This window comes from Gloeothece verrucosa PCC 7822, assembly GCF_000147335.1.
GTDB classification, from domain to species: Bacteria; Cyanobacteriota; Cyanobacteriia; order Cyanobacteriales; family Microcystaceae; genus Gloeothece; species Gloeothece verrucosa.
Genome location: NC_014501.1, coordinates 5803194 through 5818416 on the forward strand (window position 1 = coordinate 5803194; position 15223 = coordinate 5818416).

At 37.6% G+C, this 15223-nt stretch carries 14 protein-coding genes; 12 read left to right on the plus strand and 2 right to left on the minus strand.

Features of this window, described 5'->3' with window-relative positions:
- Positions 1 to 137 precede the first annotated feature (137 nt).
- Positions 138 to 1070: a serine hydrolase gene (locus CYAN7822_RS26090; RefSeq protein ID WP_013325258.1), complete on the minus strand. Its 933-nt coding sequence runs from the start codon at positions 1068 to 1070 to the stop codon at positions 138 to 140.
- 83 nt (positions 1071 to 1153) lie between these two features.
- Between CYAN7822_RS26090 and CYAN7822_RS26095 the strand changes: the two genes are divergently transcribed.
- Positions 1154 to 1846 carry a C40 family peptidase gene (locus tag CYAN7822_RS26095; protein ID WP_013325259.1) on the plus strand — a complete coding sequence of 231 codons (693 nt, stop codon included), beginning with the start codon at positions 1154 to 1156 and terminating at the stop codon, positions 1844 to 1846.
- A 104-nt stretch (positions 1847 to 1950) separates the two neighbouring features.
- A complete protein-coding gene (locus CYAN7822_RS26100; RefSeq protein WP_013325260.1) occupies positions 1951 to 3189 on the plus strand; it encodes an MFS transporter in 1239 nt (412 codons plus the stop codon).
- A 51-nt stretch (positions 3190 to 3240) separates the two neighbouring features.
- Here CYAN7822_RS26100 and CYAN7822_RS26105 read toward each other — a convergent pair whose 3' ends face one another.
- Positions 3241 to 3888, minus strand: a complete 648-nt coding sequence (locus CYAN7822_RS26105; RefSeq protein ID WP_013325261.1) for an HAD-IA family hydrolase — start codon at positions 3886 to 3888, stop codon at positions 3241 to 3243.
- Positions 3889 to 4107: 219 nt separating this feature from the next.
- Between CYAN7822_RS26105 and CYAN7822_RS26110 the strand changes: the two genes are divergently transcribed.
- From CYAN7822_RS26110 to CYAN7822_RS26155, 10 genes are all read left to right on the plus strand, one after another.
- On the plus strand, positions 4108 to 4929 hold the full coding sequence (locus CYAN7822_RS26110; RefSeq protein ID WP_013325262.1) for an ABC transporter permease: 822 nt from the start codon (positions 4108 to 4110) through the stop codon (positions 4927 to 4929).
- Between the two features lie 708 nt (positions 4930 to 5637).
- Positions 5638 to 7032 (plus strand): DUF2252 domain-containing protein, encoded by a 1395-nt coding sequence (locus CYAN7822_RS26115; protein WP_013325263.1) that lies wholly within the window; start codon positions 5638 to 5640, stop codon positions 7030 to 7032.
- A gap of 12 nt (positions 7033 to 7044) precedes the next feature.
- On the plus strand, positions 7045 to 7668 hold the full coding sequence (locus tag CYAN7822_RS26120; RefSeq protein ID WP_013325264.1) for a MarC family protein: 624 nt from the start codon (positions 7045 to 7047) through the stop codon (positions 7666 to 7668).
- A 251-nt stretch (positions 7669 to 7919) separates the two neighbouring features.
- Positions 7920 to 9239 carry an ABC transporter ATP-binding protein gene (locus CYAN7822_RS39645; protein ID WP_013325265.1) on the plus strand — a complete coding sequence of 440 codons (1320 nt, stop codon included), beginning with the start codon at positions 7920 to 7922 and terminating at the stop codon, positions 9237 to 9239.
- Between the two features lie 50 nt (positions 9240 to 9289).
- Complete coding sequence (locus tag CYAN7822_RS26130) at positions 9290 to 9736, plus strand: hypothetical protein (RefSeq protein WP_013325266.1); 447 nt, start codon at positions 9290 to 9292, stop codon at positions 9734 to 9736.
- Positions 9737 to 9759: 23 nt separating this feature from the next.
- Positions 9760 to 11019, plus strand: a complete 1260-nt coding sequence (locus CYAN7822_RS26135; protein WP_013325267.1) for a class I SAM-dependent methyltransferase — start codon at positions 9760 to 9762, stop codon at positions 11017 to 11019.
- A 15-nt stretch (positions 11020 to 11034) separates the two neighbouring features.
- Positions 11035 to 11835, plus strand: coding sequence for a methyltransferase domain-containing protein (locus CYAN7822_RS26140; RefSeq protein ID WP_013325268.1), 801 nt, complete (start codon positions 11035 to 11037; stop codon positions 11833 to 11835).
- 60 nt (positions 11836 to 11895) lie between these two features.
- On the plus strand, positions 11896 to 12783 hold the full coding sequence (locus CYAN7822_RS26145; RefSeq protein WP_013325269.1) for a GDP-mannose 4,6-dehydratase: 888 nt from the start codon (positions 11896 to 11898) through the stop codon (positions 12781 to 12783).
- Positions 12783 to 13943 (plus strand): glycosyltransferase family 9 protein, encoded by a 1161-nt coding sequence (locus CYAN7822_RS26150; protein ID WP_013325270.1) that lies wholly within the window; start codon positions 12783 to 12785, stop codon positions 13941 to 13943. The genes CYAN7822_RS26145 and CYAN7822_RS26150 overlap by 1 nt, the downstream gene beginning before the upstream one ends.
- A gap of 4 nt (positions 13944 to 13947) precedes the next feature.
- Entirely contained in the window at positions 13948 to 15222 is a 1275-nt protein-coding gene (locus CYAN7822_RS26155) for a glycosyltransferase family 4 protein (RefSeq protein ID WP_013325271.1), read from the plus strand.
- The last annotated feature ends 1 nt before the right edge of the window (position 15223 follow it).

The following is a 15223-nucleotide window of genomic DNA, read 5'->3' on the forward strand; positions in this document are numbered from 1 at the left end:
GCCAATCTTTTTTTCAAGGCAGATAAGCCTCCTAAAGCCGTTCCAGCACTCAACATAACCCGAGTAGAAGGCTGAGAAACCTAACCCCCAATTCACTGATAGCTTACTTAGCTTAAAAAATCTAATCAAAGCCCTGTTTACTTCATATCCATAGCCGTGACTAAAGAAGCAGAAATAAACGGTAAAATCTTTTTATTTTGACTATGAGCTTTTCCTTCTATAAACACCACTAAAATATAAGGAGGCCGCTCAGGAATTTCGATATAAGCCGCATCATGACGCACTTGAGAAGTCCAACCGGCTTTTGACCAGATACGAGCATTTGAGGGTAAACCTTCTCCAAGAAAACCAATTACTTGATTTTCATCGCCGCTATCTTCAGGAGGATTAAGAGTACGCGATAGCAAACTCATCATTTGTTGTGAACGCTCAGAAGACACAGCAATTCCTCCGACTATGGTATGGAGTAAGCGAGTGATAGCATTAGTCGTCAGCATATTGCGATTGTCCATTAATTCGCCTAAAAATGCTCTTTCGCGTCCATAGGGGCCATCTCCCCAAGTTTTTTGATTAACATTAATCGCCTCTAATTCTTCCCATCCTAAAGATTTATAGTAGCGATTGACAATATTGCGTTGCTGCTTCCAAGTTTCAAAGGGTCCGGGAGGTAATTCAGGTCCACTGGTTGTCCCTGTTAACACATCTACCACTAAGCCAGTAGCATCATTACTCGAGTCAACAATCATATCTCGAATAGCGCGATCTAATTCAGTTGAAGGTGGAATCATCCCTCCTTCTAACCATTCATGAATAGCGACCAAATAAAATAATTTAACCACACTAGCCGGATAAATACGTTCATCTCCTCGATAGCTAAATCCCCGGATAGGATATTTCCAAAATTCTTCAGGAGAAATGGCCCCACCCGTATTAACAATAACCGGCGCATCGTAAACTAGCCAACTGAGGGCTATTTGATGCTGTTGTAGTGCGGGAAATTCTGCCCAGGTTTTTTCGAGAATTTCTGTGCCGAGTTGTTGGAGTTGTTCGTCAGAGCGGAAGAAAGGCATAGATATTGTCAAAAATCAGTGATAAATATAAATTACAAAAAGCTAGCGAATCAATATAACTTCTGAATAGCCCCTATTATTTTATGACCTTTTTGAACGATTTACCCCCATCTCCTAACGGCCAATACTGCACCCAAAATAATTTAGATCTGTATAACTCCCCGAATTGTCAAGAATTAGCCACTCAAGCCGCTAAAGGACGCTATTTACGCCTCCTCTGGCAGCCGACAACAGAAAATGTGATCCAAGTTCAATTATGTGAAGATGATTATCTCGCTTGGCTACCGCTACATCAGCTATCAGCACTCTTGCCGGCGAAAGTTCCCTATCAGGCGCTTGCTTTATCTCGCCATGAGATTGAAAAACGTCTCCCTGATGTGATGGCTTTTACTCAAGCCGCCTATCAAACCCCGAATTATTATTTATGGGGAGGAACTGTTGCACCTAATTATGATTGTTCAGGATTAATACAAGCGGCGTTTGCCGCCTCAAATATCTGGCTACCGAGGGATTCTTATCAACAAGAAGCCTTTACGGCAAGGATTTCACAAGAAGAGTTAATCTTGGGCGATTTAATCTTTTTTGGCGATCAAAGAGTTAATCACGTAGCTTTATACCTGGGAGAGGGCTATTATATCCACAGTTCAGGAAAGGAAAAAGGACGTAATGGTATAGGGATCGATCAACTGCGTGGAGATGGGGATGAGGTCAGTCGAGCCTATTATCAGAAGTTATGGAGTTTTGGTCGGGTAATGTCGAATTATTGTCCTAACTAGGGGAAAGACCAATGATTAAGGACTAATGACTAATGACTCAACCAGAGTGTTAAGAATAGTTAAGATAATAAATAGGATTAGTCCCCTAGTATTAAAAACACACTGTGAACCCTTACAACACTTTAAGATCATTAGCGCCTGATCAACGACACAGCCTACTTATCCTTTTTGTCACTGGGTTATTGTACTGGATAGGTATGACCATTTTATTGCCCACCTTACCTTTATATGTAGAACATTTAGGGGGAAGCAAACAGCAAATCGGGCTGGTGATGGGATCTTTTGCCATTGGATTAATTTTTTCTCGCACTTGGCTAGGAGAAATGGCTGATCATCGAGGTCGTAAGATTATTGTGATCATCGGAACTGTGGTGGCTGCCATCGCACCGTTCGGCTATATTTTGAGCAACTCGATTCTTCCTTTGATCGCTGTGCGGGCATTTAATGGCATTAGTGTAGCCGCATTTACCACAGGATACAATGCTTTAGTCACTGATTTGGCTCCGGCAAAGCAAAGGGGTGAAATCATTGGCTATATGAATTTAGTAGCTCCTCTAGGGATGGCAATTGGTCCTGCTTTAGGGGGAATTTTATTAGGCCGGGTGGGTTATGTGTGGCTATTTGTTTTAACCGCCATAGCAGGATTTTTAACTTTTATATTAGCGATTCAGGTTCAAGAAAACCCTAATATTGTTTTATCTTCTGGGCAGCCAAAAGACCAAAATTCGCCGAGCCGCAGTTTTTGGCAACTGTTAAGCAGTCGTTCGTTATTGGTTCCTTCTTTAATTTTTTTGTTGATGGGGATGATGTTTGGCGTATTGGTAACCTTTCTTCCCTTGTTTAAACGAGAGATGGCAGGTTTATTTTACTCGGTTGCGGCGATCGCCAGTTTTAGTGCGAGATTTTTTGTTGGTCAAGCTTCAGATCGTTATGGCAGGGGTTTATTTATTACTTTAAGTTTAATCAGTTATACCCTGTCGATGATCCTCCTGTGTGTGGGCGATAGTTCTCAACTTTTTGTTGTAGCGGCTATTTTAGAAGGAAGCGGAGGAGGAATTTTAATACCTATGCTTCTTGCTTTAATTTCGGATCGTTCTTTGAGTTCTCAGAGGGGACGAGTTTTTGCGGTGAGTGTGAGTGGGTTTGATGTGGGAATCGCTATTTCGGGGCCACTGTTAGGATTTCTTAATTGGGAATATCGGCCCATGTTTGCTTTAGCGGCTAGTTTTGCGGCACTAGCACTATTGTTATTTATGAGCCAATCTAGTAAAAATTTAACTCATTCTCTACGCTTTGCTTTAGGTCAAGAGCCGGATCGTTATGCTGTGGAGGAGCATTCATAAAAATTATTTACGAGTTTGGTGAGCTTTAAACGTGAGAGTCTATGCAAAAAATTAATGAGAACGTTCTATCAAAAAAGCTTTAATTCCTGCGGATGTAGCTCCGTAGTAATCTTCTTTTAAACTATCCCCAATATGCCAAGCTTGTTGGGATAAACAGTTATGTTTCGCTAAAGCGGTGGCAAAAATTTGAGGATGGGGTTTAGCGGCTCCGCTATCAGAAGAAATGGTAATGGTTTTAAAAAATCTATCCAGTTGCAAACTTTTTAAAATAGAATGGAGACGACTATCAAAGTTAGAAATAATCCCTAATTCAATACCCATTTCCTGCCAATAAGTTAAGGCGGGTAAGACATCATCATAAACATACCAAGGGTCTGATTGAACAAAGTAATCATACAGTTGAATAAAAAAGCTGCCGAAATCCTCAAACTGATCTAAAACTCCAGCTAAAGAAAAAGCCGACCTAGCGAGTGAGCGCCACCATTGAAATTCTAATTCGGGAATTTGAGAAGCATCGACCCCAGGAAAAGCCAAAGGGTTAGAACTTTTATAACTTTCGTTGAAGGTTTGGTCTAGGGTTTGGGGTGAAACATAGACCCCTACAGTAGCAGCGTTGGCGGCATAGATTTCTCCTACGGTTCCTTTTAGTCCAAATAGGGTTCCCATTGCATCCAAAAAAATTACTTTTGGCTGTTCCATTTGTCTCCTTGGTGTTTAGACTAGCAAAGCCTACTATAAATTTTAACCCCCACAGGGATAATTCTTATAAGCTTAAGATCATGGCTAATCTAGCACTTTGTTAATTAACTTTGTTTACAAATTAAATAATACTGCTCGGGCTAGGATTGCTATAATTAGGCTGAAAATGTACAAAGAAAATCATTAACCTAATTTTTGAATAGGTTTATCTTAGGACTAATGGCTAAAAAATTGATCATCGAAGCAGGACGCACAGAAAGACAGTATTTGCAAGATTTGTGGCGTTATCGAGAACTTTTTTATTTTCTGGCTTGGCGGGATATTTTGGTTCGTTATAAACAAACAGTAATAGGGATTGCTTGGGCGCTAATTAGACCCTTTCTCACTATGGTAGTTTTTACGATTGTGTTTGGAAAACTGGCTAAATTACCCTCAGATGGTGCCCCTTATCCTATTTTAGTTTTTGTGGCTATGTTACCTTGGCAGTTTTTTGCTAATGCTTTGGCTGAGTGTAGTAATAGTTTAATAGACAATGCGAATTTAATTTCTAAAGTGTACTTTCCTCGTCTGATTGTGCCAGCGAGTGCAGTGATTGTTAGTTTTGTAGATTTTATGATTTCGGGGATGATTTTGCTGGCTTTGATGGCTTTCTATAATTTTATTCCTAGCTGGCGAATTCTTACTTTACCTTTGTTTATTGGCATAGCTTTTGCGGCGGCTATCGGGGGAGGATTATGGTTATCAGCGCTCAATGTTCAATATCGAGATTTTCGTTATATTGTTCCTTTTATTGTTCAGTTTGGCCTTTATATTTCTCCTGTGGGTTTTAGTAGTAGTATTGTGCCGCCACAGTGGCGCTTATTGTATTCTTTAAACCCAATGGTGGGGGTTATTGATGGTTTTCGCTGGGCAATTATAGGCGGAAAAGCGGAAATTTATGGTTTAGGTTTTATGGTATCTATTGGCATCGTGGTTTTTTTATTAATAAGCGGCATTTGGTATTTTCGGCGTATGGAACGGACTTTTGCCGATATTATATAAAAATGAAAATAAAGCGCAAGCCAACAGATTATTAATGACTAAAGTAGCGGATATTGGTAGCCTCAGATCTTGCACCTTAGGACTTGAATGTTAAAACCTTGTTTTTGAGCAAGCACTCGATGTCTCTCAATATTAAGTAAAAGTTGATTGAACCCCCCAAACCCTTGAAATTTTGTTCTCTTTTTCTGTATCAAATAAACCTTACTTAAACTGGTACTACAAAAGCAAGGCTTTTTGGAAATTTTGGTATCAATAAGCTATTTTATTGTTAAAACCCTTTTGTAACAAAACTTTTAGACCTTGCATTGCGGCTCGTGTCAGGCTCGCCACTTTTACCCCCACTAAAACTCTTGTCGATTTTCTCTGCCACTGTGCAGGTTTTTTTTATTGATAAATATATACCCCAAAACTGCATGGAAAGGGGGTGATTTATTATCTGCCAGTCATTTTATAAATTAGTTTCTTTATATAGTTCACCCAATTCTAAAAATTGGACAGAAAGATTAAATTTTATTAATTTTTTTATATAAACATAAAAAAAATCAACAAACTAAGGCGGTGTGAAATTTATTAGATATAATATTTTTATAAAGAAAATTTTACCTAATTAAAACTCGACAAATCCATCAAAAAATTTATGGATTTAATTAAGATGAGTTTACATTTCAAAATTAAAAAATTCTCAAATTATCAAAACCCCTCAACACCATGAACATGCAATTAGAAACCCCCATCCTTTCCCCTTCATCCTCTCGTTTGTCTTCTCGAAGCGAACGCATTGCCATCGGTAAAAATTTGCGTTCAGAAGTGCCCCGTAGTAGTCACGCTTCTTGGCAGCCACCAGATAACCGCCGTGATCCGATTGATATCCTCGAAGAATCGAATCAGGGGCGCTTGTCAGAGTTAACTCCCATCCGCTACGGGCGAATGCTTCGCAGTCCCTTCACGTTTCTGCGGGGATCTGCCGCCTTGATGGCTTACGATCTTGCCTCTACCCCAAGCACAAAAATACAGGTTCAAGCTTGTGGGGACTGTCATCTGTTAAATTTTGGCTTATTTGCTACTCCTGAACGAAATTTAGTCTTTGATATCAACGATTTTGACGAAACTCATCCGGCTCCTTGGGAATGGGACCTCAAACGCCTTGCCGTTAGCTTTGTCATTGCCGGACGAGACAACCAATTGTCTGATCTCGACTGTCAAGATTTGGCGATCGAGTGCGTGCGTTCCTATCGAGAACACCTGCGAGAGTATTCCGAGATGAGTCCGCTAGAGGTCTGGTACAATCGCTTAGATATAGAAAAAGTTATTGAAATGTCTCCGGATGAGCAAACTCGAAAACGTCGGGAAAAATGCGCCGAAAAAGCTCGTCAGCGAGTCATTGAACATCTTTTTCCTAAAATTACTAGCCCCGTAGGCGGTCAATATCGCTTTGCCGATCAGCCGCCCCTTCTCTACCACATCCATGAAGAGGACTGGAAAGAACGGGTTGAGGAAGCGTTAGCCGAGTATCGGCAATCCCTCTCTGATGAGCGTAAGGTGCTTTTTGACCGTTACCAATGGCAAGATATAGCGATAAAAGTAGTAGGAATTGGCAGTATCGGGACGCGATGCTTCATTGTTCTCTTTTTCTCGCCCGAAAACCATCCTTTAATCCTGCAATTTAAAGAAGCCCGACCTTCTGTCCTCGAACCCTACACGGATAAGAGCAAATACGACAATCACGGACAGCGTGTGGTCATCGGACAGAGGTTAATGCAATCCTCTAGCGACATTTTTTTAGGTTGGACGCGCTCTCGGCGGGGTTACGACTTTTATGTGCGTCAGTTGCGAGACATGAAATTTTCTTTTCCCCTTGAGCAAATACCAGCCATACAACTAAAACGTTATGCCGGGTTCTGCGGCTGGACTTTAGCCCGCGCTCATGCAAAATCGGGAGATTCAGCAATGATCAGTGGCTATCTCGGTAAAGGAAACCAGTTTGATCGCGCTATGGGCGATTTTGCTCTGGCTTATGCTGATCAGACGGAGCGAGATCACGCGGCTTTGGTGAAAGCTGTTAAGATGGGGCGAATTGAGGCCGCGATCAAAGAAGATCTTTGACACTGTTCTAGAATGCTGAAACTCTCATCTATTTTCATCCTATTGTTTATTACCCTAGGGCCGCTCAAAACGATTATCCCTTTTGTTGAATTAACTGCCCATAGCGACGAAAAACTTTGTCGGAGGGTGGCTTTGAGAGCAACTTTTGCATCAACCCTAGTAGTGCTGATTCTCGGTTTATTGGGTCCACTTATTTTGGAAAATTGGGGGGTTTCCTTGCCCGCCGTATCGATCACGGGAGGAATCATTCTCTTTGTGGGGTCTTTACAGGTAATGATGAAACCTTCTGAATCTTCTGGCAACAAGGGGGTAGCGCCAGAAACTTTGTCTACTTCCATGCTGATTTCTCGCCTCGTCATTCCCACCATTGTTACGCCTCCGGGCATTGCGGCGATTTTAGCTCTTATGGTATTGAGTGAGAAAAATCAGCAATTGTGGCTGCAAATTATCGGTTTATTGTTATTGGTAATGTTTTTGAATTTGTTAATTATGCTGACAGCCCGGAAATTGCTGGCTTTTTTAACGGTTGCCGGCTTGCGGGTGATCGCTTGGGTGTTCGCTGTTCTTCAGGCTTCTCTTGGAGCGCAAGTTATCATTAATGCCTTGCGGAAGCTTGGGGCTTTACCCATACAGTAGACACACCTGATCCGCCTCGTTTCCTTTAGCGCGGGCAATACGAGAGACTAGAAGAACAAAAATAATATAATTTTTAACGACGACAATAGACCCCCTTTTCTATTAAGTAAGGGGGATTAGGTATTTTTGGCCGCGTTTGTTGAATAACCAGTTTCAATCGTAAAGTAAAGTTTTGTAGGTGGGATGATAGATCCGGTAGCGGCTTTGGGTAAGTTAAGAGTAAGGCAGACAATAAAGCTTTTGCTATCATTATGTCAGATACGATTATTAGGGTCGAAAATTTAGGGAAGAAGTATATTATTGGGCATCAGCAAGGCGGGCATTCCCGTTATGTTGCTTTGCGGGATGTTCTGGCTAATAGTGCTAAGTCCGTTTGGAAAAGCATCCGACAGCCAAAAGCCGCTAGAAATAATAACCGAGAGGAGTTTTGGGCGCTTAAAGATGTCTCTTTTGAGGTGAAGCGAGGAGAAGCCATCGGTATTATTGGGCGTAATGGGGCGGGAAAGTCCACCTTATTGAAGATTTTAAGCCGCATTACTGAACCCACAAGGGGACGAGTAACTCTTGAGGGAAGGGTAGCGAGTTTGTTAGAGGTGGGGACAGGGTTTCATCCAGAATTGACGGGGAGGGAAAATATTTACCTCAATGGGGCAATTTTGGGCATGACGAAAGCGGAAATTAAACGCAAGTTTGATGAGATTGTGGCTTTTGCCGAGGTAGAAAAGTTTTTGGATACGCCTGTTAAGCGCTATTCTTCGGGGATGTATGTGCGGCTGGCGTTTGCGGTGGCGGCGCATTTGGAACCGGAGATTTTAGTGGTAGATGAAGTGTTGGCGGTGGGGGATGCCCAGTTTCAGAAAAAGTGTTTAGGGAAGATGAAAGATGTTTCTACTCAAGAGGGACGAACTGTACTGTTTGTTAGTCATCAAATGAGCATGATCAGTTCCCTATGCACAAAAGCGGTTTTACTTGAAAGTGGAGAGATTAGTCAAGTTGGTTTACCTTCAGATGTGATTCTAAGTTATTACAGTAGTGGTTATTCATCCCCTGCTCAAGTTGATTTTACTAAACTAAATAAACCTATTGGTGATGATTATGCAGTTTTATTAGAAGCTTATGTTAAAAATGCTAAAGGAGAAATTACTACAGAAATAGATATTAATGAAACTATAACTATAGGAATGCGGTATAAAGTTTTAGTTGAAAGGGGATTTAATCGAGTTTATCCTTATCCTAACTGTAATGTTTTTGCATCTGATGGAACTCATGTCTTTTATTCTAGCATTCCGAATAGTGAATTAAATCCCCCGACTTTGGGGGAATATATAGCCGAGTTTTCTATTCCTAGCAACTTACTTAACAGTGGGACTTACTTTGTAGGACTTGCTTTTAGTTGTTGTGATTTAGGCGTTAAAGTTCATTTTTATGAACAAAATGCTTTGTGTTTTAATATTAAAGAAAATTTAGAAGCTAATCTTTATAATACCCGCAATGGATGGAGTGGCGTTCTTCCTGGCATCATTCATCCTAAATTGAAGTGGAAGCTCAAAAAACAGGTCGGTTATTTTTAACAAAAAAATTGTTATCAGGTCAGCATAATTGATATTTAGAGGAATACTCAATGGCAGAAACTCTTGGTTCTCTTTGCGATAAATTAACAATAGTTAAGCTCAAACAATGGCATTCTGAAGATGTGGAGCGTCTAAACAGTTTAGCTACTCAAGAAAAGCAACTTCAGGATGAAATCAATGAATTTATAGCGGCGGCAATTACAGGATTAATTCCCTCTGAACGTCTTACTTTTGCCTCAAATAAAGTTTTTAAAAAAGAAGGAAATATAGTTGCTGAAGTAGATGGGAGTATTGGAGAGGTTTTCTCTCAACTCGCCGCCGTAAATTGCAAACTTTGGCATGAACAAGAGAAGGTTTACGAGTTTGAAAAAGTTCTTCCTTCGGAAAAAGATGCTGTTGTCAAACAACTTGCCCTACTTAACTTAGAAAGAAATAAATGTATTGATCGGATTGATCAACAGTTTCGAGACGTAATTTGTAACTCTTATTCTCGTTAAAAATATACTCAGGAGATTGTTTTATGCATCTAATTCATCGTAAAACCTGTCGCGTTTGTGGTTCTCACGCTCTCACTCGAGTGATTAATTTAGGAGAGCAATATTTACAAGGATCATTTGTTAAACCAGGGAAAGAAATGCCCCCTACTCGCAAAATTGCCAACTCGTTAGTACGTTGTGATCCGATGGAAGATGAGAAAGCCTGTGGTTTACTACAGATGGAGTATACCGTGCCGCCAGAGGTACTTTATTCGGCTTACTGGTATCGCTCTGGAACTAATAATACCATGCGAAATCACTTGCGTGAGATTGCTGAAGATGCCACCTCTATTTTAAACAAACCTAATGCGGTGGTTTTAGATATTGGCTGTAATGATGGTACTTTATTGAGTTATTATCCTCCAGAGTATAAAAAATTTGGAATTGATCCATCGGATGTAGCTCAAGAAGTTAAAGGAGATATTACTGTTGTACAAGATCTTTTTCCCTCTGATGAGTTACTAAAACTATTACAAGGTAAAAAATGTGACATCATCACAGCTATAGCTATGTTTTATGATTTGGAAAAACCTATTGAGTTTGTCCAAGCGATTAAACAAGTATTAGCACAAGATGGCATTTGGATTTTTGAAATGTCTTATATGCCAACCATGCTAAAAATGAATTCTTATGACACGATTTGTCATGAGCATTTGGAATATTACAGCTTGGCAATTATTGAGTATATTCTCAAACAAGCCGGCATGAAAATTTTTAATGTCATTTTGAATGATATTAATGGAGGAAGTATTCGCTGTTATGCCACTCATGCTGATAACTTCCGATACAAAAAAGATGAATACATCCAAAATATTAAATTCCTACGCCAGGAAGAATTCGATTTTGAACTCGACACTGATAAGCCTTATAAAAACTTTCAAGATCGGATTAATGTACATAAAGATGAACTCAACTCTTTACTCAAGAAATTTAAAAAAGAAGGTAAGAAAATTCATATTTATGGAGCTTCTACGAAAGGAAATACCATTTTACAATGGTGTGGAATTGATCATCGCTTGATCGAGGTAGCGGCAGAAAGAAATCCTGATAAGTATGGTGCTTACACCATTGGTACTGAGATTCCGATTGTAAGCGAAGCTGAATCAAGAGCCATGAATCCGGATTATTATCTTGTATTACCCTGGCATTTTAAAAAGGAAATTGTTGAGCGGGAAGAAGAGATGCTTAAAAAAGGGGTAGGGTTAATTTTTCCTCTACCCGACATTGAAATTGTTAAAAAATAGGAGATGAATAGCAAAATGATGACTTCTGAATCAAATTTTCACCAAGCTAGTATTTTCGAGTTGATTTCAGAAAAAAAAATCAAGAGAATTAAACTCAGATTAACTCATAAATTACTAGCTATATTGAATAAAAAATTAGGTTTCAATTATATCCCTAAACCCTTACTAAAATTATGCAAATTTCTGGGTTCTGTTTCGGAAATTGAAAACTGTACTCTCTATCTTCAAGAGAATGGATATGTATCTCACGAAATAGATGCTAAAAATTGGGACATAGCTCATGTCATCGCTAATTTGCCAGATGGAAATTTTTTAGATATGGGAAGTTCGGATTCTTACATTTTAAAAAATGTTATCTTGAAAGGAATTAAAGGAGAAAAATACGGGATTGATTTACGAGAGCCTAATGTTCCTGTTCCTGGAGTTAATTATCTAATAGGGAATTTGACTAAGACTAATCTGGCGGATAATTTTTTTACAAGTATCACCTGTTTGTCTGTCATTGAACATGAAGTAAATTTTGATAATTTTGCGGCTGAAGTGGCGAGACTTCTTATCAATAAGGGGAGATTGTATCTAACTTTTGATTACTGGAATCCTAAAATTGTATCTAATATTGAACTTTATGGATTAAAATGGAATCCTTTATCCCAAACTGACGTAACTAACCTTGTAAATACTTGTAATAAATATGGCTTAAATTTAGTTCAAGATATTGATTGGACAACTGATAAGGCTGTAATTACACCCATGAATCATTCTCCCGATCAAACTAAAAGTTATACATTCGGGCTATTAGTTTTTGAAAAAGAATAAATAAAATTTATTTATTGGTTGATAATAGATGTATTTAGGATTTTACCAAATTTTAATTGTATGAAAGCGCTGATCTTTGGAGCTAATGGACAAGATGGATATTACCTCTCTAAAATATGTCAAGAGAGAGGAATAGAACCCATCGGAATATCACGCTCTGGTAATTGGCAACATGGTGATGTATCTAATTATGAACAGGTAGCTCAATTCATTCAATACTATACTCCTAATTATATTTTTCACTTGGCTGCCAATTCGAAAACCAACCATAAAGCTTTATTTGAAAATCACCAAACCATTGCTACAGGAACACTAAATATACTAGAATCAACTTATAAATATAGTCCAAAAACTAACGTATTTATTGCTGGAAGTGGTTTACAATTTGAAAATAAAAATCAGCCAATTTCAGAACAAACACCATTTGCAGCTACTAGCCCTTATGCCATAGCTCGGATTCAATCGGTTTATGCCGCCCGCTATTACCGTTCTCTTGGTTTATCAGTTTATGTGGGTTATTTATTTCATCATGAAAGTCCCCTAAGAAAACCAAATCATGTTAGTCAAAAGATTGTACTAGCTGTCAAGAGAATTGCTGCGGGCAGTAATGAAATAATTGAATTAGGAGATATTACAGTTGAAAAAGAATGGGCATTTGCTGGGGATATTATTAGAGGAATTTTTACTCTTGTCGAACAAAATAATATTTTTGAATCTGTAATTGGTTCAGGGGTAACTTATTCCATTGAAGGCTGGCTGAATCAATGTTTTAGTTTTATCGGTAAAGATTGGCATGAGTATGTGAAATTAAGACCGGGATTTGTCTCAGAATACAAACGTTTAATTTCTAGCCCTCATCTAATTAATTCACTAGGGTGGTTTCCTAGTGTTAGCTTTTCTGAGCTTGCTGTAATGATGATGAATAAAAACATAGAGGAGAAGCAGTAATGATAACAACTTTCAACAGTCAATCAACAGAATTTAGAAAAAAAAGAATTTTATTAGGACATCTTGCTTCTTTCGGGGATTGTCTTTATGCAACTACTATTGCCAAGCAAATTAAAACTGATTATCCAAATTGTCATTTGACTTGGGCTATTGGTTCAAAATACCGCTCAATTCTCAATGAAAATCCTCATGTTGATGAAATTTGGGAAATTCCCCTCAATAGTCGAGATGATATAGCTCAAGCATGGTATAAGTTTAAAAAAGTAGCTCTAGAGAGATATGAACAAGGAGATTTTGATGAAATATTTTTAACTCAAATCTATCCAGATAATTATAAAACTTATGATGGAACCTTACGCTCATCAATTTTACGCTTTTATGGAAAGCCGATTACAGTGGGAGTGAATCCTGTTATTGTTCTCTCTGAACAAGAGGTTAATAATGTTTATAATTTCGTCTATAAAAATAATTTATTAGAGAAAAAAAATATTATTTTATTTGAGTGTTCAGCTAAGAGCGATCAATCTTTTGTTACTACAGAATTTGCTCTAGAATTAGTCAAAATTCTGATTGATAAAATTCCTGATTGTCGAATAATTTTATCATCAGATATTCCCATTTCAATTCTTGATGAACGAATTATTGATGGCAGTAGTTTGTCCTTTCGAGAAAATGCTGAATTAACTAAATATTGTTCACTGTTAATTGGGTGTTCCAGTGGTATTTCATGGCTTTGTACCTCTGAATGGGCTAAAAAACTTCCCTCAATACAACTTCTTAAAGCAGATAAATCGATGTATGCTTCATTTATCTACGATCATCAATATCATGGTCTAACTTATGATCATATTATTGAAATGACTGACACGACTGCTGAAACTGTTGCAGCCTGTGTAATTGCAGTTATAAAAGACGGAGTAGCTACCGCACGTTTGAATTTTCATCAAGATATTACTTTAGATTTCACTTTTTATTTTCAAACTATGGCATTCGTTTTGTATAAACGTAAATTTAAAGATTTTATTTTTTCTTTATTTTATACATTTAAAAGATATGGATTTCGTCCAAATTTGCTGAAATCTTTTCTTCCTCTGATTCAATATATTATGACTTTAGGCTATCAAAAATTCCTGAAAAAGCTTAAATTTTCAACTAGGTAAAATCATGAAAGTTCTATACGAAGTGTCCAACTTAGGTATTGGTTATAAGGATGATAAAGCACGTACTGGTGTTTTTCGAGTGATTGAAAATGTCATTGATGAAATTTTAAAACTTCCGGATGTAGAACCGAGATTTATTTCATATATGAATTTTTTTGAAGCGGCTTTAACTAGACGTTATTTTGAGCAACAAAGACCTGATTTACTGAACAAAATGATAGAATTATGGAATACCTCGCTAGACTCTAATAAAGTCCATTTGTATTTAAATATATTAGAATCTATTCAGACCAATCAATCACGAACAATTTTTAATCGGGCTAAAAGAAAGATACAATCTTCTTTTTTATCAATTATAGAACGATTATCTGTACCCAATAATTTTTTAGAAAAAATAGATATTTATCATTCATTTTTTTATGCTTTTCCTTCTCACTATAAAATTCAAGCTAAAGCTAGAGTGATGACGATTTATGATATTATACCTCTGCTTATGCCCGATGTATTTGAAAAACAATTAATTAAAAGTTTTAAAAAAAATTTAGCCAGTATTGACATTAATAAAGATTGGGTAATTTGTATTTCTGAATCAACCAAAAGAGATTTTTGTGAATTGATGAAAATGTCAGAAGAAAGAGCTTTTGTTACTCATTTAGCGGCATCTAATAATTTTTATAAACAAACCAATCAAGAAAAAATACAAATAGCTTGTCAAAAATATGGGATTCCTAAAGGCAAGTATATTTTGGGTTTATCTACTCTTGAACCTAGAAAAAATAATCAGCGTCTAATTAAATGTTACTATCAATTATTATTGGAAAAATCTTTAGAGGATATTTATTTAGTATTAGTGGGTTCTAAAGGATGGCTGTATGATGAAATTTTTGAAACAGTTAATAGTTATCCGGAGCTAAAAAATAAAGTTATTTTTACAGGATATGTTGATGATGAAGATTTAAGTTCTATTTATAGTGGTGCTACCTTATTTGTCTATCCCTCATTATATGAAGGATTTGGTTTACCACCTTTAGAAGCCATGCAATGTGGAGTTCCAGTTATTACTTCTAATACCAGTTCATTACCTGAAGTGGTTGGTGATGCTGGAATTATGATTAATCCAAAAGATGAAGATGCTCTTTGTCAAGCTATATTAAATTTACTAAACAATTCTGACTTACAGAAAGAACTTAGCGAGAAAGGTTTAGAAAGAGCCAAGATTTTTAACTGGGAAAAATGTGCTAGAGAGACAGTAGAAATTTACCAAAAAATACTGAGTTAAA